General features: G+C 65.5%; 20 protein-coding genes and 1 tRNA gene. 8 read left to right on the top strand and 13 right to left on the bottom strand.

The annotated features are described in order from the left end of the window. Positions 1-99 precede the first annotated feature (99 nt). The 4 genes from BRADO_RS13830 to BRADO_RS35750 form a co-directional block, all read right to left on the bottom strand. On the bottom strand, positions 100-1446 hold the full coding sequence (locus tag BRADO_RS13830) for an IS1182-like element ISBrsp2 family transposase (RefSeq protein ID WP_012029481.1): 1347 nt from the start codon (positions 1444-1446) through the stop codon (positions 100-102). Positions 1447-1674: 228 nt separating this feature from the next. After that, on the bottom strand, positions 1675-1815 hold the full coding sequence (locus BRADO_RS34990) for a hypothetical protein (protein WP_157872561.1): 141 nt from the start codon (positions 1813-1815) through the stop codon (positions 1675-1677). 138 nt (positions 1816-1953) lie between these two features. Continuing rightward, positions 1954-2253, bottom strand: a complete 300-nt coding sequence (locus tag BRADO_RS13825) for a hypothetical protein (protein ID WP_011925951.1) — start codon at positions 2251-2253, stop codon at positions 1954-1956. A 143-nt stretch (positions 2254-2396) separates the two neighbouring features. Beyond that, the gene (locus BRADO_RS35750) at positions 2397-2720 is read right to left on the bottom strand and encodes a hypothetical protein (protein WP_011925950.1); all 324 of its coding nucleotides are present in this window, start codon (positions 2718-2720) and stop codon (positions 2397-2399) included. 345 nt (positions 2721-3065) lie between these two features. On the opposite strand from BRADO_RS35750, the gene BRADO_RS13815 reads away from it, so the two are divergent. Next, positions 3066-3350: a hypothetical protein gene (locus tag BRADO_RS13815; RefSeq protein ID WP_011925948.1), complete on the top strand. Its 285-nt coding sequence runs from the start codon at positions 3066-3068 to the stop codon at positions 3348-3350. Next, positions 3347-3514, top strand: coding sequence for a hypothetical protein (locus tag BRADO_RS35410; protein WP_009027538.1), 168 nt, complete (start codon positions 3347-3349; stop codon positions 3512-3514). The genes BRADO_RS13815 and BRADO_RS35410 overlap by 4 nt, the downstream gene beginning before the upstream one ends. Before the next feature lie 34 nt (positions 3515-3548). Here BRADO_RS35410 and BRADO_RS13810 read toward each other — a convergent pair whose 3' ends face one another. Continuing rightward, positions 3549-4079 (bottom strand): gamma carbonic anhydrase family protein, encoded by a 531-nt coding sequence (locus BRADO_RS13810; protein ID WP_011925947.1) that lies wholly within the window; start codon positions 4077-4079, stop codon positions 3549-3551. Between the two features lie 87 nt (positions 4080-4166). Further along, on the bottom strand, positions 4167-4496 hold the full coding sequence (locus BRADO_RS13805) for a hypothetical protein (protein WP_011925946.1): 330 nt from the start codon (positions 4494-4496) through the stop codon (positions 4167-4169). Between the two features lie 196 nt (positions 4497-4692). On the opposite strand from BRADO_RS13805, the gene BRADO_RS13800 reads away from it, so the two are divergent. Further along, positions 4693-5391: a hypothetical protein gene (locus BRADO_RS13800; protein ID WP_011925945.1), complete on the top strand. Its 699-nt coding sequence runs from the start codon at positions 4693-4695 to the stop codon at positions 5389-5391. Positions 5392-5719: 328 nt separating this feature from the next. On the opposite strand, the gene BRADO_RS13795 is transcribed toward BRADO_RS13800, so the two are convergent. After that, positions 5720-5932, bottom strand: coding sequence for a DUF3126 family protein (locus BRADO_RS13795; protein ID WP_006611186.1), 213 nt, complete (start codon positions 5930-5932; stop codon positions 5720-5722). A gap of 272 nt (positions 5933-6204) precedes the next feature. Then, entirely contained in the window at positions 6205-7032 is an 828-nt protein-coding gene (cysE, locus tag BRADO_RS13790; protein ID WP_011925944.1) for a serine O-acetyltransferase, read from the bottom strand. Between the two features lie 396 nt (positions 7033-7428). Here cysE and BRADO_RS13785 point away from each other — a divergent pair, with 396 nt between their 5' ends. Further along, positions 7429-8844, top strand: coding sequence for a hypothetical protein (locus BRADO_RS13785; RefSeq protein WP_011925943.1), 1416 nt, complete (start codon positions 7429-7431; stop codon positions 8842-8844). Positions 8845-8946: 102 nt separating this feature from the next. Here the strand turns inward: BRADO_RS13785 and BRADO_RS13780 are convergent, their stop codons facing one another. Then, positions 8947-9702: an alpha/beta fold hydrolase gene (locus BRADO_RS13780; protein WP_011925942.1), complete on the bottom strand. Its 756-nt coding sequence runs from the start codon at positions 9700-9702 to the stop codon at positions 8947-8949. 43 nt (positions 9703-9745) lie between these two features. After that, complete coding sequence (locus BRADO_RS13775) at positions 9746-10888, bottom strand: hypothetical protein (RefSeq protein ID WP_011925941.1); 1143 nt, start codon at positions 10886-10888, stop codon at positions 9746-9748. Positions 10889-11208: 320 nt separating this feature from the next. On the opposite strand from BRADO_RS13775, the gene BRADO_RS13770 reads away from it, so the two are divergent. Both BRADO_RS13770 and BRADO_RS13765 read left to right on the top strand, forming a co-directional pair. Next, positions 11209-11451, top strand: a complete 243-nt coding sequence (locus BRADO_RS13770; RefSeq protein WP_008964462.1) for a zinc-finger domain-containing protein — start codon at positions 11209-11211, stop codon at positions 11449-11451. Positions 11452-11461: 10 nt separating this feature from the next. Beyond that, entirely contained in the window at positions 11462-12661 is a 1200-nt protein-coding gene (locus tag BRADO_RS13765; RefSeq protein WP_011925940.1) for an FAD-dependent monooxygenase, read from the top strand. Positions 12662-12671: 10 nt separating this feature from the next. On the opposite strand, the gene BRADO_RS13760 is transcribed toward BRADO_RS13765, so the two are convergent. Beyond that, positions 12672-13136 carry a hypothetical protein gene (locus tag BRADO_RS13760; protein ID WP_011925939.1) on the bottom strand — a complete coding sequence of 155 codons (465 nt, stop codon included), beginning with the start codon at positions 13134-13136 and terminating at the stop codon, positions 12672-12674. Between the two features lie 390 nt (positions 13137-13526). On the opposite strand from BRADO_RS13760, the gene BRADO_RS13755 reads away from it, so the two are divergent. Together BRADO_RS13755 and BRADO_RS13750 are read left to right on the top strand one after the other, a co-directional pair. Continuing rightward, a tRNA-Leu gene (locus BRADO_RS13755) sits at positions 13527-13613 on the top strand. Positions 13614-13729: 116 nt separating this feature from the next. Continuing rightward, positions 13730-14461, top strand: a complete 732-nt coding sequence (locus BRADO_RS13750) for an SDR family NAD(P)-dependent oxidoreductase (protein ID WP_011925937.1) — start codon at positions 13730-13732, stop codon at positions 14459-14461. 117 nt (positions 14462-14578) lie between these two features. Here BRADO_RS13750 and BRADO_RS13745 read toward each other — a convergent pair whose 3' ends face one another. Together BRADO_RS13745 and BRADO_RS13740 are read right to left on the bottom strand one after the other, a co-directional pair. Continuing rightward, positions 14579-16282 (bottom strand): substrate-binding domain-containing protein, encoded by a 1704-nt coding sequence (locus BRADO_RS13745; RefSeq protein ID WP_244423034.1) that lies wholly within the window; start codon positions 16280-16282, stop codon positions 14579-14581. A gap of 33 nt (positions 16283-16315) precedes the next feature. Then, entirely contained in the window at positions 16316-17914 is a 1599-nt protein-coding gene (locus BRADO_RS13740) for a substrate-binding domain-containing protein (RefSeq protein ID WP_011925935.1), read from the bottom strand. Positions 17915-17939: the final 25 nt, after the last annotated feature.

The following is a 17939-nucleotide window of genomic DNA, read 5'->3' as shown; positions in this document are numbered from 1 at the left end:
AGTTTGCGACGAGGGGGCTGTCGCCGCGGGGATAGCCGTTGTGTGCGGCTCTGTGCGGCGGATTGTCCCGGAGGATCCCTCGGATGCCGCTATCGGCGGCTATGATGCTGCTTTTTGACAGGCGATGAGGTGCAATCCTTGCAGAAGGTTGTTGGTGAACGCGTACCAGCTCACGACGGCGCGAACCTTGTCGATGCCGCGTACCGTCACTTGCCGGAGGTCCCAGTTGCGCCAGCGGGCGTGGATGCATTCGCACAGCGAGCGGAGCTGATACTGAGCCTTGCCGGCTTCGCTCGCCATGCGCGCTCGCCAGGCCGCCACACCAGGGCCATCGGTATCTCGGGGCCGATAAGGATCAACACCGCTTTTTTGCGAGCGCGGCGGACAGTAGATCTCGATGTTCTGGCCATGCGCCCATTCGATGTCGTCGCCACGGCAGTATCCGCCATCGACGAGGTAGCGCCTGGGCAGGCGTTGCAGCTTGTCGCGCAGCCGCTCCAGCATCGGTCGCATCAGGCCGCCGTCTGATCCGTTGTTGTCGATGTCGATTGCGACCACGATCATCGCGGCAGCAGCACTGACGACCTGCACGTTGTAGGCGGGACGGAAGCCGGCATCGGCCATCTTCATCCGCCGCGCCTGCGGATCGGTGGTGGAGGCCCGAGGCTCCTTCGGCTTCTTGCCGTTGCCGCCTTTTTCCTCGAGCTTCTGGCGCTTGCGCTTGATCTCCTCCAGCGCCGCCTGCGCCGCTTCGACCTTCTGTTTATGCTCGCGTGCGGCGCGCTCACGCGCCGCGCGGATGCGCCGGTTGCTGGCTTCTGGATCTGCATCGACTTCCCGCTTGAGCTCTTCCACCACCTCCGTTGCTTCCGCCAGCTTCTGCTGCAGCCTCGCTTCGCGCCGGAACGAGCTGGCCCCCGCATTGGCGCGGATCCGCACCCCGTCCTGTGCCAGCGTATCGAGATCGACCAGCCCGGCCTCGCTCAACGCCGCCAGATGTTCGCTCATCAGGCGGTCGAGCACATCGGCACAGCCGACGCGGAAGTCCGACAGCGTGTGATAGTTCAGCGATACCCCGCCACACAGCCAGCGATAGGCATCATGGCTCTCGCACAGGCGATCCAGCGCCCGAGCACTGCCGACGCCGTCGCTGGTGGCATAGAGCCAGAGCGCCAGCAAAAGGCGTGGCGACGGTGCCGGATGACCAGGCCTGTTCTCCCGCGCCTTCACTCGGTCTTCCAACTCGCTCAGGTCGAGCGTCTCGACATAGGTCCAGATCATCCGCGCCGGATGATCCTGCCCGATCAGGCTGTCGATATCGACCGCGCGCAGCTCGACCTGGTTGCGCTCCGGAACCCGCAGACGAGGCGCACCCTTCGGAAGCTCCCGCGCTTTGGGACCCGACTGCTCCGGCAATCCATCGAAAAGCTCGTCCTTAGCCATCATGACCTCCAGCAAACCGCTCCGCTTAGAGAATCATAGTCAGCGAGAACAGGCATCGAAAGATTCACAGCCTCGTAGGATGGGAAAGCAGCCGCCGAAGGCGGCAGCGTGCCCATCGTTGGGCGGCATGCTCCGCTGCAACATGGTGGGCACGGCACCATTACTTTCTCGCACGTGGCGAGAGCGCGGCTGCGCCTTTGCCCACCCTACATTCAAAGCAGGATTTTCAGATCAGCGCCGCCGCCGCACCTTCGCGGGCTGGCGGGCGCCCCGCTCGAGCTCCCAGGCCATCCAGACCAGCGCAGCGCCGAGGCTGACGACGACGCCCATGAAGACGAAGGTGAGTTCGGGGGATGTGAGTGTGTTCATCATGCCTGGATCCATGCAAGCGTTGCGCCAGCTCTTTCTCCATTGCCGCCGTGATCATCAGCAGCGGCAATGAATCGTGACGAGATATCGTTAAAGCGAAGTGAGCGTCCAACGCATCAACCTGCTTATCGGTTCACGGTGCTACTCGCAGACTTCCACCGGACGCAGACGCCAGCCGTGCGCAGTGCGCACGCGCTTCTTGACGACGTAGCAGCCGCCGAGATCCTCGTAGGTGTAAGGGTAGTAGTCGTACGGGTAGCCGCCGTAATAATAGGGATAACCAAAGCCGAACCCGATCCCGAAGCCCGGGCCGAAGCCGTGGTGATAAAAGCCGTGATGGAATCCGCCATAGTGAAAGCCGCCGCGCGCCGACGCCATACCGGGCGTCATCATCAGCGCGATCGCGCCGGCCGCCATCCATCCCATCCATGTCTTGCGCATTCGATCGGTCTCCAAAGTCAGGCAGGTCACGACATCCTTACCGCGTGGATCCTTAAAGCCTGATTTGGAACAGCTCGCGGGCACGCCCGCTCACATCTGCGCGATCAGATGTCTTCACGTGACATGCCGGCCGCTGGCAACAATCAGCAACCCTTGCAGATGCTTTTCACCTTCTGATCGACCTTCTGGTTTTCCTTCTGGATCTCGGTGTCTCCCGTGGCATCGCCTGTCCGGTTCGGTCCGGTCGCCGCCGTCCCGCCCGCGGCACCACGGCCAGTGCCGGTGGTGATACCGGAATTGCGCGCACCTGCCCCGCTCGCCCCCGAGCCGGTCGATTGCGCAGTGCCGAGGCTATTGGTGCCGTTGACATCGGTCGACTGCGACAGCCCGGCGCCGCCATTGGTGCCGTTCGGCGAGTTCGGCGTGGTGCCGAGGCCAGCAGCATTTCCGGTCGATGAGCCGCTCACGCCATTGGTCCCCGTCCCGACCGTGCCACCGGCCGCTCCCGCAGATGTCCCCGCGCTGGGCGTTCCGGCGGCGCTGGGGCTGCCAGCAGCCGTCCCACCGCTCGTTGCTCCACCCGCTGCCCCACCACTGGCGCTCGCGCCGCCACCTGCTCCTCCACCACCTGCGCCGCCGCCACCGCCACCCCCGCCTCCTCCGCCCTGAGCGAAGACAGCCGTTGCCGCGGTAAGACCTGCGATCACGATCAACGTCCCGAATGAAAACCTGGCCATCGGATGCTCTCCCTTTAGGCTTCAACCCGACCGGGCAGAGCGTGTTCCGGAACCAATGCCGATAGGAGAGGATTGATGGCGCGAGGAGAGCCGGGACGGGTGCGCAAGCTGATCGCCTTCGACGAGGAGACATTCGACAAGCTGAAGCAGCTGAGCCGCGATCAGATGCTCAGCCTGCAGGACCTTGCCGACGAAGCCTTCATGGACCTGCTCGAGAAGCACGGTGTGCCGGCCGATCTGAAGGACGCTCTGCGCAGGAGCGCTGTCGCGGACGGCGACGCCGTCGCCGCGACGCCTGTGCGCAAGAGCAAGACGAAGCCGAGGATGAAGCCCAGGCAGAGAGGCAGGACCGCAGCATGAGCACCGACCCCGATCCGTTCGAACAAGGCCAGCGCGCCGCGCGTGAGAACATTCCAGCGGAGGCCAATCCCTATCAGGATGGCAGCGAGCAGCATGCGCTTTGGGCGAGCGGCCATGAGCGCATCGCCACCGCGCGCGAGGCCAGTGAGTCCGAGGGCACGTGAGCCGCGCGTGATTGGGCGCTCGCCCCCCCGGGCCTCAGCCGATCTTCTTCAATCCCTTGGTGTAGCGCGGCCCCTTGGCGACATAGGCCTTGGCTGCGATGCCCATGCGCTCGACCTGCGAAGGCTCCAGTGTGCGCACGACGCGCGCGGGAGCGCCGATGATCAGCGAATATTCCGGAAAGTCCTTGCCCTCGGTGATGATGGCGCCGGCGCCGACGACGCTGCCGCGGCGGATATGGGCGCCGTTCATGATGATCGAACCCATGCCGATCAGCGCGTCGTCCTCGACCGTGCAACCATGCAGGATGACGTTGTGCCCGACCGTGACGTTGCGGCCGACGCGCAGCGGAAAGCCGGGATCGACATGACAGGTCGCGTTGTCCTGGATATTCGAGCTCTCGCCGATCTCGATCCAGTCATTGTCGCCGCGAATGACCGCGCCGAACCAGACAGTGACCTCCTTCGCGAGCTTCACGCGACCGATCACGGTGGCATTCTCGGCGATGTAGTAGTTACCGTCCGTCGGCAGCTCGGGCGCCTGCCCGTCGAGTTCGTAGATGGCCATCAAGGTCTCCCATTCGCGAGAGACCTTGGCACAGCCGGAGCCGCGAGTTCAAGCAACCGCGCCGTTCGGCGGGCCGCGATGAGGAACTCAGGCCAGCACGCCCGCGGCGCGCAGCGTCATCACCACGAAGGTGCCGGACATCATGCTCCAGAACCCGGCGATCACCGTCGCCAGCATGACGAACTCGAAGCGGCGGCGCTCGATGCGGGCGCCGCGCAAAGTGTTGCGCATGATGATGAAGGGAGCGGCAAACACCAGGAACGGCACCGCGGCGAAGCGGCGGGGCGTGACGCCCTCCTGCAGCAGCTCGAAGCCGGGCGGACGCTCGGCATAGGCCTGGTATCCGCTCGCCAGCGCGCCGGCCAGCGCGAAACCGATCAGGAGAGAGAACAGGGAATTGAACGCCTCTGCAGACATCGTACGCACTCACTCAAACATGCAGAACTGCCCGAGGCTGGTTTGGCAAAATACCGCGGCGAGCGCCACATTATACTTAAGGAAGGGTTAACTCCGGCCGCGCGGGCCGCCGATCCCCATGGGGTAAGATCCTGCAGAAAGCCGCATCGCCGTGGCATAGTCGGACGTGATTCGCCCCGGAGATCCCCTGCCCGCCATGACGATGTTTTCGGTCCGCAGCGTCCGCCCTTCGAACGGACACGGCCACGCCGTGCCGATCGTGATCGGCTGCGCGCTGGCGGCATTGGCGGTGGCGTTGGTCGCCTATCTGTTGTGGCCGACCTGGCGGGCCGGCGCCTACAAGGGCCCCGATCGCCTGCCGGTCAGCATCGGCGGCACCATCTTCAACGTGCCCTCGGCGGCCATCCGGGTGAAGATCCAGCGCCACACCGGCCCGCAGGAACGCGTCGATCTCAGCTTCGACTATCCTTCGCTGACCCCGCCCGAGGCGCCGCATCACGTCTCCGCCGACCAGATCGACCAGGCGCCGCATCCGATCGATCGCATCTTCGTGTCGATCTCGGCGCATCATGATGCGCTGTCGCCGGAGGCGCGGCTGGCGACGATCTATCCGCGCTATCTGAACCCGGCGGCGGTCTCGGTGCAGGACGGCCTGACGATGCGCGGCTTCCGCGCCGGCACGCCCTACGATGTCGAGGATCTGTTCGTGGCCGAGCAGCCGGCCCTGGTCGCACGCTGCACGCGCGATGCAGCCACGCCCGGCATGTGCCTCAGCGAACGCCGCATCGAAGGCGCCGATCTCGTCTTTCGTTATCCACGCAGCTGGCTGTCGCAATGGCAGGACGTCGCCGCCGCCATGGAGCGGCTGACGGCGCAGATGCATGCGGTGAAGTAGTTCGTCGTAGCCCGGATGAGCGCAGCGATATCCGGGGTCTCCGACACAGCACGTGTGAACCCGCATGTCGCTGACGCTCATGCGGGCTACGCGATCGCCACGCGACTGACCGATACAGCGCCCTCTCCCCTTGTGGGAGAGGGCATGTACGGCCTATCGACGAGCGCGGTTGGGTGAGGGGTTCTTTCCACGTCTATCGCTCGCGGAGAGATACCCCTCACCCAAGCGAGTCTGCCGCGTTGTCCTACATGCCCTCTCCCACAAGGGGAGAGGGCGCAATAACTGGCACCTGTGCGCCCAACCTCGCGAGGATCGAGCGCAGCGACGCCTACTCCACCAGATCGTCTTCCAGGATCGCCATCTGAAACTGGAACGACCGGTCATCGTCCTCGTCATCGACGAACAGAACGCCGATGAACTCCTCGCCAATATAGACCTCGGCGGAGTCTTCCTTCTTCGGCCGCGGCACGACGCGGATCTTGGGATTGCCGAACACGCGCTTCAGATACGCGTCGAGCTTCCTGACTTCCTGAACGTCCACGGGTGATCTCCAATCGCAGCGGGGTTTGCTCGTCGTTCTCGGACGCGACACCGCGATTGCGTCCGTGTCCTCGAAGCTTGTTAGTTCAGCCCGTCGGTCCCGGCATTGACGCCAGCATCATGACACGGGCCTGAAAGGGACGCCGTGGATCTCACATTCACTCCGCCGCGGCAATGGCGGATCGTCAGATCCACGGATCAGCGATGTGTTCGCACGAAATTCCGTGGTTGAAAAGCTCTTGACTCGGAGATTGAGCGTCCGCGCTGCGCGGCTCAGATACCGATCGCGTTGATCATCTGGTCCATGGTGCGCGACGGCTCGGCGCAGCCGGCCTCGCCGACGATCTTGGCCGGCACGCCCGCCACCGTGACGTTGTTCGGCACCGGCTTCACGACCACCGATCCGGCCGCGATGCGCGCGCAATGACCGACCTCGATGTTGCCGAGCACCTTGGCGCCGGCACCGATCAGCACGCCGTGGCGAATCTTCGGATGACGGTCCTCATTCTCCTTGCCGGTGCCGCCGAGCGTCACGCCGTGCAGGATCGAGACGTTGTCCTCGATGACCGCGGTCTCGCCGCAGACGAAGCCGGTGGCGTGATCGAGGAAGATGCCGCGGCCGATGCGTGCGGCCGGATTGATGTCGGTCTGGAACACCGCCGAGGAGCGGCTCTGCAGATAGAACGAGAAATCCTTGCGGTTCTTGCGATAAAGCCAATGCGCGAGACGATGCGTCTGCAGCGCGTGAAAGCCCTTGAAGTAGAGCAAGGGATCGATGAAGCGCGACGTCGCGGGATCGCGGTCATAGACGGCGACGAGATCGGCGCGGAAGGCGTGGCCGAGATCCGGCTCGTCGCGCAGGGCATCGTCGAAGGTCTGGCGGATCAGATCGCCCGACAGCGCCGAATGATCGAGACGGTCGGCGACCCGATGAACGACCGAATCCTCCAGCCTGCTGTGATGCAGCACCGTCGAATAGATGAAGGTCGCGAGCTCCGGCTCCCGGCGGACGATCTCTTCGGCCTCGGTCCGGATCCGATCCCAGATCGGATCGAGCGTCGCCAGCTTTCCGCTCTGAGGATGGGTCTGATGCATAGCCATGGCTGCGTCTCGCGGGAGTTCAATGGGCAAGCAATATAGCACGGCGCGTGGAATGCTGTCCTCTGCGCACCGGGCAAGGTGGACGTTCCGTTCCCGTCAGCCTCGCGCGCAGAGAACACGGGATTGAGACATTTCCGTTACGGTCCCTTGCAGCGAGGTTACCGGCGACCCCGGCGTCGTTTTCAGGTGGTCAGCCGGAACCGGAAATCAAGCCATCCGCGATGGGATAAACGCGGTTCCCTTGACTGAAATCAAGGCTGGCAAGACCGCCCGATACCACCCTTGCGGCAAAAAGGAACCACAGGGGAACAGAACGCGCCCCTTCCCCCGCCCGATCACGGGGTTGGCTTGTCGCGCCACAGCGCTTGAGTCTATTGGTGAATACCTCCTTGACCCATGTTTTGGCCAAGGTGGTCCGGAACGGGAGAGGCAGGCATCAGCAACATTCAGATCCTGGACGAACGCGCGACCGAGGCCGGATTGGCCTGGTGGGTGCCAGTCATCGTCCTCCCGCTCTTCCTGGTCGCCCCGGCGCTGTGGAACGGATACCCGCTGTTGCAGTGGGACACCGGCGGCTATCTCGCGCGCTGGTACGAAGGCTATCTGGTGCCAAGCCGGTCGACCGTGTTCGGTCTGTATCTGCATTACGGCGAAGGCTCGAGCTTCTGGCTGAATCTCGGGCTGCAGGCGTTGGCCACTCTCTGGATCGTGCAGCTCACCTTACGCGTGCTCGGACTGGCGCAGCCGCTGCGGCTGCTGTGGGTCGGCCTGCTGCTGATCCTGACCACCGCCCTGCCCTGGCTCGCCAGCATGCTGCTGACCGACATCTTCGCCGGCCTGTCGGTGCTGGCGCTGTTCATCCTGGTGACCCAATCGGGCCGAACATCGGTCCTGGAGAAAGGCGCGCTGTTCGGCTTCGTGGCATTCGCCTCCGCCACCCACAGCGCGACGCTCGGCGTGTTGTTCGGTCTGTGCTGCGCCGGCTGGATTGCCCTTCCCTTTCTGCGCCGGCAGATCGCATTGTCCGGCCTGGTCCAGGCCAGCCTGACCATCGTCGTGGGCGCCGCGATGCTGCTCGCCGCGAATTTCGCGCTGTCCGGCCAGCTGGCGTGGACGCCGGGCGGCACCGGCGTCGCCTTCGGCCGCATGCTGCAGGATGGTATCGTCGCGCAATATCTCAACGACCATTGCGGGCATGAGAAGCTCAAGCTCTGCCCCTATCGCAACGAGCTGCCGCCCACCGCCGACGACTTCCTGTGGGGCAACTCCATGTTCAACAAGCTCGGCCGCTTCGAGGGCATGAACGAGGAGATGGGCTATATCGTCAAGCAGTCGCTCGCCGCCTATCCGCTGTGGCAGGCCAAGGCGGCGGCGATCGCGACCGGCGAGCAGCTGATGCATGTGGCGACCGGCGAAGGGACCAGCGGCTGGGTGCCGCACACTTATGGGATCATCGAGCGCTACATCCCGTCTCAGCTCCGGCAGATGCGCGCCGCGCACCAGCAGCATTGGGAGATCAATTTCGCAGTCGTGAACTGGTTACACGTGCCGGTCGCGCTGGCGTCGATGCTGGCGGCGGCAGCGATTGCGGCGCACGCGATCTGGCGCCGGCGGCGCGACGACATCGCGCTGCTCGCCGTCACCGTAACGCTCGCGCTGCTCGGAAACGCCGTGATCTGCGGCGTCATCTCCGGCCCGCACGACCGCTATGGCGCAAGGCTGGTGTGGATCGCGACATTCACGGTGCTGATCGCCGCAGCCAAATGGTTCAGCGGCGAGCGCACGACCGAAGCGGCAGACACTCTCCCGTAGCCCGCATGAGCGCCAGCTGGAGCCCGCAGGGCCAAGGCGAAAGCGACATGCGGGATCGCACGAGCTGCGTCGGAGAACCCGGGGTCGCCGCCCTCGCCCGGGCTATGCGCTTCGCCGCGCCAGGAAATCCACCACGCCGGCCTTGTAGACCTTGTCGCCGACGGCGCGCATGTGGTCGCGGTTGGGAATGTCGAGCACCTCGGCGTTCGGGATGAGCGCGCCGAGCGCGGGACCGGAGCCGGACACGTCGTCGGTGGTGCCGACCGCGACCAGCACGGGGACCGCGATGCGGCCGGCGTCCTCGCGCGAGATCAGGCCGCGCGAGCCGCGCATGCAGGCGGCGAGCGCGAGGCGATCGGAACGGGTCTGGTCGGCAAAGGCACGGAATGTCTTGCCGACGGGATCGCTGACGTCGTCGAGCGAGGGCGCCTCCAGCGCGGCCGCCACGTTCTCGCCGGGGCCACCGCCTTCGATCATCGCCATGCCGATGCCGCCGAAGATGGCCGAGCGCAGCCGCTGCGGCGTCGTCAGCGCGATGTGGGCGGCGATGCGGCCGCCGAGCGAGTAGCCCATGACATCGGCGCTGGCGAGGCCGAGATGATCCATCAGCGCCGTGACATCGCTCGCCATCTCGGCAATCGCGTACTGCGCGGGATCGTACAGCTTGGCCGAGTCGCCATGACCGCGATTGTCGAGCGCGATGACGCGGCGGCCGGCATTGCGCAGCTCGGTGACCCAGCCCGGATAGATCCAGTTGACGTTCTTGGTGGAGGCGAAGCCGTGGACGAGCACGATCGGATCGCCCTCCCCCTCATCGATGAAGGCGATTTCGACGGCGCCGTTGGAAAAGCTCGGCATCGGACGTGGTCCCGGGAACGCTGGAGTGATATGTCGGCGAACTCTAGCCGCAGGGCGCGGCCGCAGCCAGATCGGCGCGCACAGTCTCCGCCTGCAAGCGGCGCAGCCGCCGCCGCTTGCCGCGATCGATGAGGCTTTGCGTGGCACGCTCGGCCATCGCCTTCAGCGAAGCGACGGCGCTCAACAGCGTCATCAGCGCGCCGAACAGCCAGAGCGCGAGATTGAAGGCGCCCGCCGTGAGCAGCAGCGCGCCGCGGCCGAGCAGCTTCAGGAGCGCGCGGGTCTGGCCACCCTTGGCCTCGGCGAGGCGCGCGGCACGGGCGACGTCCTTCGGCCCCTCTGCGAGCTTGAGCGAATCGAGCGCGCCGCGGGTGCCGGCCTTCTCGGTGATGCGGCCGACATCCTTGCCGAGCCGCACCAGGGCGCCAGCCTTCTCCGCCCGGAACGCCGCGCGGATCGCGGTCGCGGTCTCACCGGGACGCAGCACCGAGCCGGCGGCGACCGCCTGCTGCAGCATCGGCGCATCGACCACCTCGCGCGCCGAGCGCCCCGCCCAGGCCGCCAGTCCCTCGCCGAGCCGGCCGACCTTGCGCGCGTCCTTCACCAGCGTCAGCCCGGCCCGCACCGGTGCAGCGCCGCCGGCCGAGACGTAGGTCGCCGCGGTGACGGCAAGCCCGGCCGCGGCAAGGCCGAGCACGAGGCGGTCGGTCTCCTCGCCCATCGCCAGATGCTTGCCTTCGCGCACGGCATCGCGGATGTCGCCGAACACGAACAGATCGCCTGCCACCGTGCCGGAAAGGCTCGCGACATCGTCGGCCTGGCCCGTGACGAGCCCGGTCGCAAAGCGCTTCGCAACGCTCGACGGCGCCTTCTCAGCGGCAGCGGCATCGCTGACGCGCTCGACCAGCGCCGGGTCGAGCGTGATCCGATGCTCGCTGGCCAGTGCGACGAAGCTCTCGGCAAGATCCGGATCGCCGGCCGCGAGCGCCTCGTCGATATTGCGTGCGATCAGCGCCGGATCGGTCCGCAGCAACGCGGACACCTGGAGCTCGGACAGCCGCGCGGGATCATCGGCCGCCGCGATCACGGTCCCGGCTCGAAAGGCATGCGGCCACCACGCCGCGCCGACTGCGGCGCTGGCGGCGAGACCGACGACGGCCAGGCTGAGCCTCCAATTGATTCGCATCTTCGAACCGCATCCAGATCACGCCGCCTTCACGTTTTCGCGCGGGCGTCCGTCACAAGACATAGGGTATTCAGTCCGTGACACAACGGCCCCGACGAAAGAAGGGCTTCTCGGCGAGGGCCAGCTTGTGTCGAATCCACACGCCGCAAAAATAACCGCGTGCGTCGCATCCAACGCAGGTTCCCAACGCGAGAAATTGGCCTTATGGCTCAGCATGGTGCGTCGCCGTCCTCGTGACGGCCGGGCTCTTCCGTTCTGTCCCGTTCTGGCGGCTTCCCGCGCTGATCCGCTCTTTTCTTTTGCCACTCGAGGTTAAACCGATGGCCGATAACATCGTCCCGCATTTCCACAACGACGCCGGTGTTCCGGTCATCGAGATCGGCTCGCATGAGTTCATGTGCGTGGGCGCCAATCCGCCGTTCGACCATCCGCACGTGTTCCTCGATCTCGGCAACGACAAAGAGATCATCTGCCCGTACTGCTCCACGCTGTACCGCTACGCGCCAGATCTCTCCGCCGGCGAGGCGCGGCCGCCGGAATGTGTGCTGAAGGACGTCGCCTGACCGGCCTGTCGTGGCACTGCGTACCGTTACTGTCGCCGGCGCCGGCATCGGCGGCCTGACCGCCGCGCTGGCGCTCGCGACCAAGGGCTTCCGCGTCGTCGTGCTGGAGAAGGCCGAGCGGCTGGAGGAAGTCGGCGCCGGCCTGCAGCTCTCGCCCAATGCCAGCCGGATCCTGATCGACCTGGGGCTGGGACCACGTCTCACAACGCGCGCGGTCGTGCCGGAGGCGGTCAGCATCATGAGCGCGCGCGCCGGCGGCGAGATCGCGCGGCTGCCGCTCGGCACTACGGCCAGCGAATCGGCTGGTGCACCCTACTGGGTGATCCATCGCGCCGATCTGCAGGCCGCGCTCGCTGCCGAGGCTATGGCGCATCCGGATATCGAGCTCAAGCTCGGATGCCAGTTCGAGGACGTCGCCGCTCACGCCAAGGGCCTGACGGTGGTGCACCGCCGCGGCGATGAGCGCCGGCAGGACGTGGCGCTGGCGCTGATCGGAGCCGACGGCGTCTGGTCGGCGGTGCGGCATCATCTGTTTCCGCAGGTCCGCGCCGCATTCTCCGGCCTGATCGCCTGGCGCGGTACGCTCGAGGCACGGCAACTGCCGCGCGACTACACCAGCGCGCGGGTGCAGCTGTGGATGGGGCCGAGCGCCCATCTCGTCGCCTACCCGATTTCCGCCGGCCGCCAGGTCAACGTCGTCGCCGTGGTGCCCGGCACCTGGAACCGGCCGGGCTGGAGCACCGACGGCGATCCGGCCGAGCTGAAAGCCGCCTTCGCCCCGCCGGGCTGGCCGGCGACGGCGCGGCTGCTGCTCAATGCCGTCGACGGCTGGCGCAAATGGGCGTTGTTCGCGGTGCCGGAGGGCATCGAATGGAGCAAGGGCAACGTTGCGCTACTCGGCGATGCCGCGCATGCGATGCTGCCATTTGCCGCGCAGGGCGCGGGCATGGCGATCGAGGACGCGGCAGTGCTCGCCAAAGCGCTGAGCGAGGCGCGCCCCGATGGACTCGCGGGGATCGAAGGCGCGCTCAAGCGCTACGCGAAACTGCGCCGCCCCCGGGTCGGACAGGTGCAAACCACCGCGCGCAAACAGGGGCGGATCTACCACATGAGCGGACCGCTGGCGCTCGCCCGCGACATCAGCATCAAGGCGCTCGGGCCGGAGCGGCTGTCGGCGCGGCAGCGCTGGATCTACGATTGGCGACTCTGAAGCGCCGGCCTCAATAAACCGAGCCGTCGCGCGGCAAGGTCGAGGGACCGCTGGAGCCCGTCGAGGCCATCGGCCGCATCGCGCGCGCCGGCTTGGCCGGCTTGCCCTTGGCGGCCACCGGCGTCGGCGGCGTCTCGACGCATTTGTTGCGCCGCCAGGCCTCCTCGGCGAACTGCGACTGTCCACGGACGGCGACATAGTCGTTGCGATACGCGACCTCGGCGACCACGGCCCCGCCGGCCCCGGTCTCCGCCTTGGCCATCAACCCCTGCAGCTCGGCGGTCCGCGCCGCCAGCGCCTTGCGCTCGGCTTCGAGCTGCTTGCAGTCGTAGAGATCATATTTGGCCGGATCCGCGAAAGCCGTCGACACGCTGTCGCTCATGCCCGCGCAGCCGGACAGCAGCGCTCCCGCCGCGAACAGTGCCGCGGAGAGCGCAAAACAGTGATGGTGCGGGCGGTGGCGGTCGGTCGTCATGCAGCCTCGATTATTGCAGTCGTCTTAAAACATCGTCTCGATCGGGCACGCCGGCAGATCGGCCAGCCTGCCATCAGCGTCAGCGCCGGCCGGCGGCAATCGTCTCAACCCGCTCCAGCCCTTGCCCATCGACCGCGGCACGTTCCGCGCGCTCGGTGATTCCCGTTCCGCGTCCGTGCCTTACAACGGCCGCCTCGCCCATGTCTTCAGAGATGTCACGATGAGCCGGCAAATTCCTTCCGTGCGAACATCAACTCAAACAGGTCGTGACGGCCGGATTGAGGCTTTACCAAGGCAGCCCGGCTGGCTTAAGCAAAGCATCAGCTGAAGGAGCCGCGCGCAGCCTCATTCCAGATCATGAGATCTTGCGCTAGGTCTCTGATCCCTAACGCGGACGTGGCGGAATCGGTAGACGCAAGGGACTTAAAATCCCTCGACGGCAACGTCATGTGGGTTCGAGTCCCACCGTCCGCACCAGGGCTCGCGCTGCCGTCCGGAGCGAGCCAATACTTGCCGACAGGCCGATCCGCCCAAGTCGGCACAGCGTTTCCGGATCAACGTCATCCCATGCATTGAGACCAGCGAGACGATCCATGGACGCATCTGTTTCCCTCGCCCTCATCACCGGCGCCGGACGCGCCACCGGTATCGGCTTCGAGGTGGCACGGCAGCTCGGCCAGCGCGGCTTTCACATCATCCTGACCGCTCGCAAGGCGGCGGACGCACGGGCAAGAGCGGATGAACTCAGCGCCATGGCCGTGAGGGCGGAGGGGCACGGCATGGACATCACCGATCCCGACGCCACCGCGAAGCTTGCCGCGCTGCTCGATGAGCGGTTCGGCCGGCTCGACGTGCTGGTCAACAACGCGGCGACGCTCGGCCGTTACGACGAGACCGCCTCGAACGCCGATCTCGGCGAGGTCCGCGCCAATTTCGAGAGCACGCTGTTCGGCGCCTGGGCGGTCGCGCAGACGTTTCTGCCGCTGTTGCGCAACAGCGCGCATGGCCGGCTGGTCAATGTGTCCAGCGGCGCCGGCTCGCACAGCGACCCGGAATTCGGTCTCGCCACCGCGGCGCCGATGCCGGCCTCCTACGGAGTTGCCAAGGCTGCGCTGAATGCCCTGACGGTGAAACTCGCCAGAGAAAACCCCGGCCTGCGCGTCAACGCCGTCTGCCCCGGCTTCACCGCGACCTTCGATGGCGGCGCCGCAATGGGCGCGCGCCCCGTGGCCGACGGGGCCGCCAGCGTGATGTGGGCCGCGCTGCTCGACGATGACGGCCCGACCGGCGGCTTCTTCCGCGACGGCAAGCCGCTCGGCTGGTAGCATCGGATCAACGGCGGGCGACTGACCTCTGCTAGTCAAGCTAGAAGGGCTTGCTGCGACATATCGCACGCGCAATATCGATAGCAGGGTATCAGGCGCCCCGGCACTGTTCTGTTATCAGTAGGCCCCCGCGACGCTGGTGCAACCGCCGTTGCCGTGCTGGGCGGGGCCGTTGGCCGGATCGTTCAGCAGCTTGTAGATCTCCTCCTTCCAGGCCGGGGACATGCCGACGAACCCGTTCTCGCGGAGGATGGCCTCGGCCTGATCGCTGCCGTAGAGATAATCGATCCAGCTGCGCAACCAGAGGAACGGATTGTTGCCGTTCGCATGGCTGGCATAGCACTGGTACATCTCGATCCAGGTGAAGCCGGAGATCGGATAGGCGCCTGGCAGAACCGGATCCGGCACCTGTCCAGCCAGGCTCCAGGCCAGCGGGTTGAGACGGGTAGTGTCATCGAATTGCGGCACCGCCTGCGCCATCGCGATCTGCGCGCCCTGCCAGGTCGGAGGCTGAAACCGGCCGCTGCCAGTCGCAAGAACCCATTCCGATTCGATGTTGATGGCTCGCAACGTGACGCCAACCACTGAAGTCGTGATGTATCGCATCGGCACCGCCGCGATAGATCCGGGAATGCCCTGATAATTGTCTCCAGGCGACCACTCCGGATAGGCGAGGTAGGTGACTTCCGATCCGGTTTGGCGGGTCCTGACGAACTTTGCGTTCGCCGGCACCGCAATCGCCCGTCCGCACTGGTCGGGGCCGCTTGCCGCGTATCGGTTGATGTTCGGCCAGTTGGTTTTGAGGCTGCCGCGTGCCGGCGGATTCGGGCAGGCTGCGCTGCGGTCGGTCCAGGGGAATGCGTAGGATACAAGCGTTGCGTCGTTCTCGTTGTTGGGTCCGATCTCGAACTGGCATTGCGCGGCCAAGGCGCTCGTCAACAGGTAGTTCATGCCGCCATCCGCCACCACGACAGCAATGGGACCACCACCGAGAACGCCGCCATTGATTGCAGTCAGGATCGGATTGTCCCATCGCGTGATATGCCCGGAAAAGATCCCGCAGAGCGCATTACGCGACAGGTTGAGCCCGCTGCTGCCGCCAGGCGGCACAGGCTGCAGAATGTTGAGAGGTCTGTTGTTGCCGTCGGTGCCGCCAAACAACAGTGCGATCGGCGCCGCGCCAATCGGCAGTTGCACCAGACTCCCGTACGCGGACCCATTGCCGGCGACCGTCCAGGCCGTCAGTTCTGCCGGATCGACGGGCGCCTCGGTCGCGATGAACTGGAAGCCGTCAAATCCGGAATAGCCGCTGGCGCCGATTCCGAGGCGAACATCGCTGAAAGTGACGGCGCTGTTCCCAAACGCGACCGCACACTGCAGATCGCAACTATAGTAAGACAATGTCGGGTCATCGATATTGAAGCTGTTGGTTCTGAGCATCTGTTTGTAGTTCGACTCAACATGGCTCACGTAAAGAATCTCGCCACCGGCTCCGCTGCTGTTGAAGGCCGGACAGTTGCTGGCCTTTGCCCAAGGTCCAGGCTTGCTGGGAAATCCATTGCGGTTCTGATTACCGCCGCCCTGCGCCTGATTATAGAAGCAGTCAAACAGCTGCCGCAGCGCATAGGCCGGCCGCCACGAGCCACCACCAAAGGCGACCGTCTCGGCCTGCGCCGGCGCCAGATTTGCGGCGAGCAAAAGGATAACCAGAGCAAATTTCATATGATGACGCATTTTCCCCTCCAAACAATCATGCGCGATGTGCGTTTTCGACCGCGGCGGCACGCTGAGGGCCGCCGCCGACAAAATCGGACGTTTCATGACCACGCGGACTCGTGGCGATGACGCGTAGTATCAGTAGGCTCCAGCAACGCTGGTGCAGCCGCTATTGCCGTGCTGGGCTGGGCCGTTGGCCGGATCGTTCAGCAGCTTGTAGATCTCCTCCTTCCAGGCCGGGGACATGCCGACGAACCCGTTCTCGCGGAGGATGGCCTCGGCCTGGTCGCTGCCGTAGAGATAATCCAGCCAGCTGCGCAGCCAGAGGAAGGGATTGGTGCCGTTGGCGTGATTGGCGTAGCACTGGTACATCTCGATCCAGGTGAAGCCGGAGATCGGATAGGCGCCTGGCAGCACTGGATTGGGGACCTGCCCAGCAAGGCTCCAGGCGAGCGGATTGAGGCGGGTCGCGTCGTCGAGTTGCGGCACCGCCTGCGCCATCGCGATCTCCGCGCCCTGCCAGGTCGGCGGCTGGAACTGGCCGCTGCCCGTCGCGAGGTCCCATTCCGATTCGATGTTGATGGCCTTCAAGGTCGAAGAGACGATCGTGGTGTTGATATATCGCAGCGGCACGGCAGCGATCGATCCGGGAGTGCCATAGAGAGTCGCGCCTGGTGCATAGGGCGGATAGGTGAGCGCCGCGATCTCGCTGCCCGGCAGAGAAGCCTGATAGATGGCCATGCCCGCGGGCAAGGCGTTTGTCTTTCCGCATTGATCCTGCGGAGTGAGCGGGGTCGGCCAATTGGTGCTGAGAGCCCCGCGCGCGGGCGGGTTCGGACACGGGGCGTCACGATCGGTCCATGGAAAGGCATAGGACACGAGCGTCGGGTCGGTCTCGTTGTTGGGTCCGATCTCGAATTGACACTGCGACGCCAGCGCGCTGGTCAGCAGATAATTCATGCCGCCCGTGCTCGCATAGATTGTGATCTGCCCGCCGCCGAGCACGCCGCCATTGAGCGCGGTCAGGATCGGATTGTCCCATTTGGTGATATGGCCGGAGTAGATTCCGCACAGTGCATTTCGCGAGAGGTTGAGGCCACTGCTGCCCCCGGACGGCACCGGCTGCAGCATGTTGAGTGGGTTGTTGTTGCCATCCTTGCCGCCGAACATCAGCGCAACGCCCGCGGCACCCATCGGGATCTGGATCAGCCTGCCATACTTCGACAGGTTGCCGGCCGCGGCCCAGGCCGTCATCTCAGCGGCGCTGACCGGCGCCTCCCCCGCAATGAAGTGGAAACCGTCATAGTTCGCGTAGCTGGTAATGCTCCGCGTTGCATCGGTGTAGGGAACGGCGCTGCTCCCATAGGCGTAAGCGCAAGGCAGGAGGCAATACTTGGTGTTGGCGGGGTCTGAAGGAGATCCGATCGAGTTGACCCGCAGCATCTGCTTGGTGTCCGCGGAGAGATGGCTCACATAGAGGATCTCGCCGCCCGCACCGCTGCCGTTGAACATGGGGCAATTGGCGGCTTTGGCCCAAGGGCCGGGCTTGCTCACCCCGGCGGAGCTGCCTCCGCCTTTCGCCTGATCGTAGAAGCAGTCGAACAATTGGCGTAACGCGTAGGCCGGCCGCCATGAGCCGACACCGATCGCCACTGAGCCCGTCTGCGCCTCGGCGGCCGTCATCAGGCCATTTGTCAAGGCCATGACGATCAGCGCAAGTCCAAAGAGCCTTCGCATCGTACCCTCCCGTCGAAAGCGGAAA

Origin of the sequence: Bradyrhizobium sp. ORS 278 (genome assembly GCF_000026145.1) — a bacterium.
Taxonomy (GTDB): Bacteria; Pseudomonadota; Alphaproteobacteria; order Rhizobiales; family Xanthobacteraceae; genus Bradyrhizobium.
The sequence above is the reverse complement of the archived record's forward strand: the minus strand, read 5'-3'. Positions and strand labels throughout refer to the sequence as shown.

Bases quoted from the DNA above. Each gene is read 5' to 3' on its own strand.
- BRADO_RS13830 (WP_012029481.1), bottom strand. From the start codon at position 1,446: ATGATGGCTAAGGACGAGCTTTTCGATGGATTGCCGGAGCAGTCGGGT.
- BRADO_RS34990 (WP_157872561.1), bottom strand. From the start codon at position 1,815: ATGATGAACACACTCACATCCCCCGAACTCACCTTCGTCTTCATGGGC.
- BRADO_RS13825 (WP_011925951.1), bottom strand. From the start codon at position 2,253: ATGCGCAAGACATGGATGGGATGGATGGCGGCCGGCGCGATCGCGCTG.
- BRADO_RS13815 (WP_011925948.1), top strand. From the start codon at position 3,066: ATGGCGCGAGGAGAGCCGGGACGGGTGCGCAAGCTGATCGCCTTCGAC.
- BRADO_RS35410 (WP_009027538.1), top strand. From the start codon at position 3,347: ATGAGCACCGACCCCGATCCGTTCGAACAAGGCCAGCGCGCCGCGCGT.
- BRADO_RS13810 (WP_011925947.1), bottom strand. From the start codon at position 4,079: ATGGCCATCTACGAACTCGACGGGCAGGCGCCCGAGCTGCCGACGGAC.
- BRADO_RS13805 (WP_011925946.1), bottom strand. From the start codon at position 4,496: ATGTCTGCAGAGGCGTTCAATTCCCTGTTCTCTCTCCTGATCGGTTTC.
- BRADO_RS13800 (WP_011925945.1), top strand. From the start codon at position 4,693: ATGACGATGTTTTCGGTCCGCAGCGTCCGCCCTTCGAACGGACACGGC.
- cysE (WP_011925944.1), bottom strand. From the start codon at position 7,032: ATGGCTATGCATCAGACCCATCCTCAGAGCGGAAAGCTGGCGACGCTC.
- BRADO_RS13785 (WP_011925943.1), top strand. From the start codon at position 7,429: ATGTTTTGGCCAAGGTGGTCCGGAACGGGAGAGGCAGGCATCAGCAAC.
- BRADO_RS13780 (WP_011925942.1), bottom strand. From the start codon at position 9,702: ATGCCGAGCTTTTCCAACGGCGCCGTCGAAATCGCCTTCATCGATGAG.
- BRADO_RS13775 (WP_011925941.1), bottom strand. From the start codon at position 10,888: ATGCGAATCAATTGGAGGCTCAGCCTGGCCGTCGTCGGTCTCGCCGCC.
- BRADO_RS13770 (WP_008964462.1), top strand. From the start codon at position 11,209: ATGGCCGATAACATCGTCCCGCATTTCCACAACGACGCCGGTGTTCCG.
- BRADO_RS13760 (WP_011925939.1), bottom strand. From the start codon at position 13,136: ATGACGACCGACCGCCACCGCCCGCACCATCACTGTTTTGCGCTCTCC.
- BRADO_RS13750 (WP_011925937.1), top strand. From the start codon at position 13,730: ATGGACGCATCTGTTTCCCTCGCCCTCATCACCGGCGCCGGACGCGCC.
- BRADO_RS13745 (WP_244423034.1), bottom strand. From the start codon at position 16,282: ATGAAACGTCCGATTTTGTCGGCGGCGGCCCTCAGCGTGCCGCCGCGG.
- BRADO_RS13740 (WP_011925935.1), bottom strand. From the start codon at position 17,914: ATGCGAAGGCTCTTTGGACTTGCGCTGATCGTCATGGCCTTGACAAAT.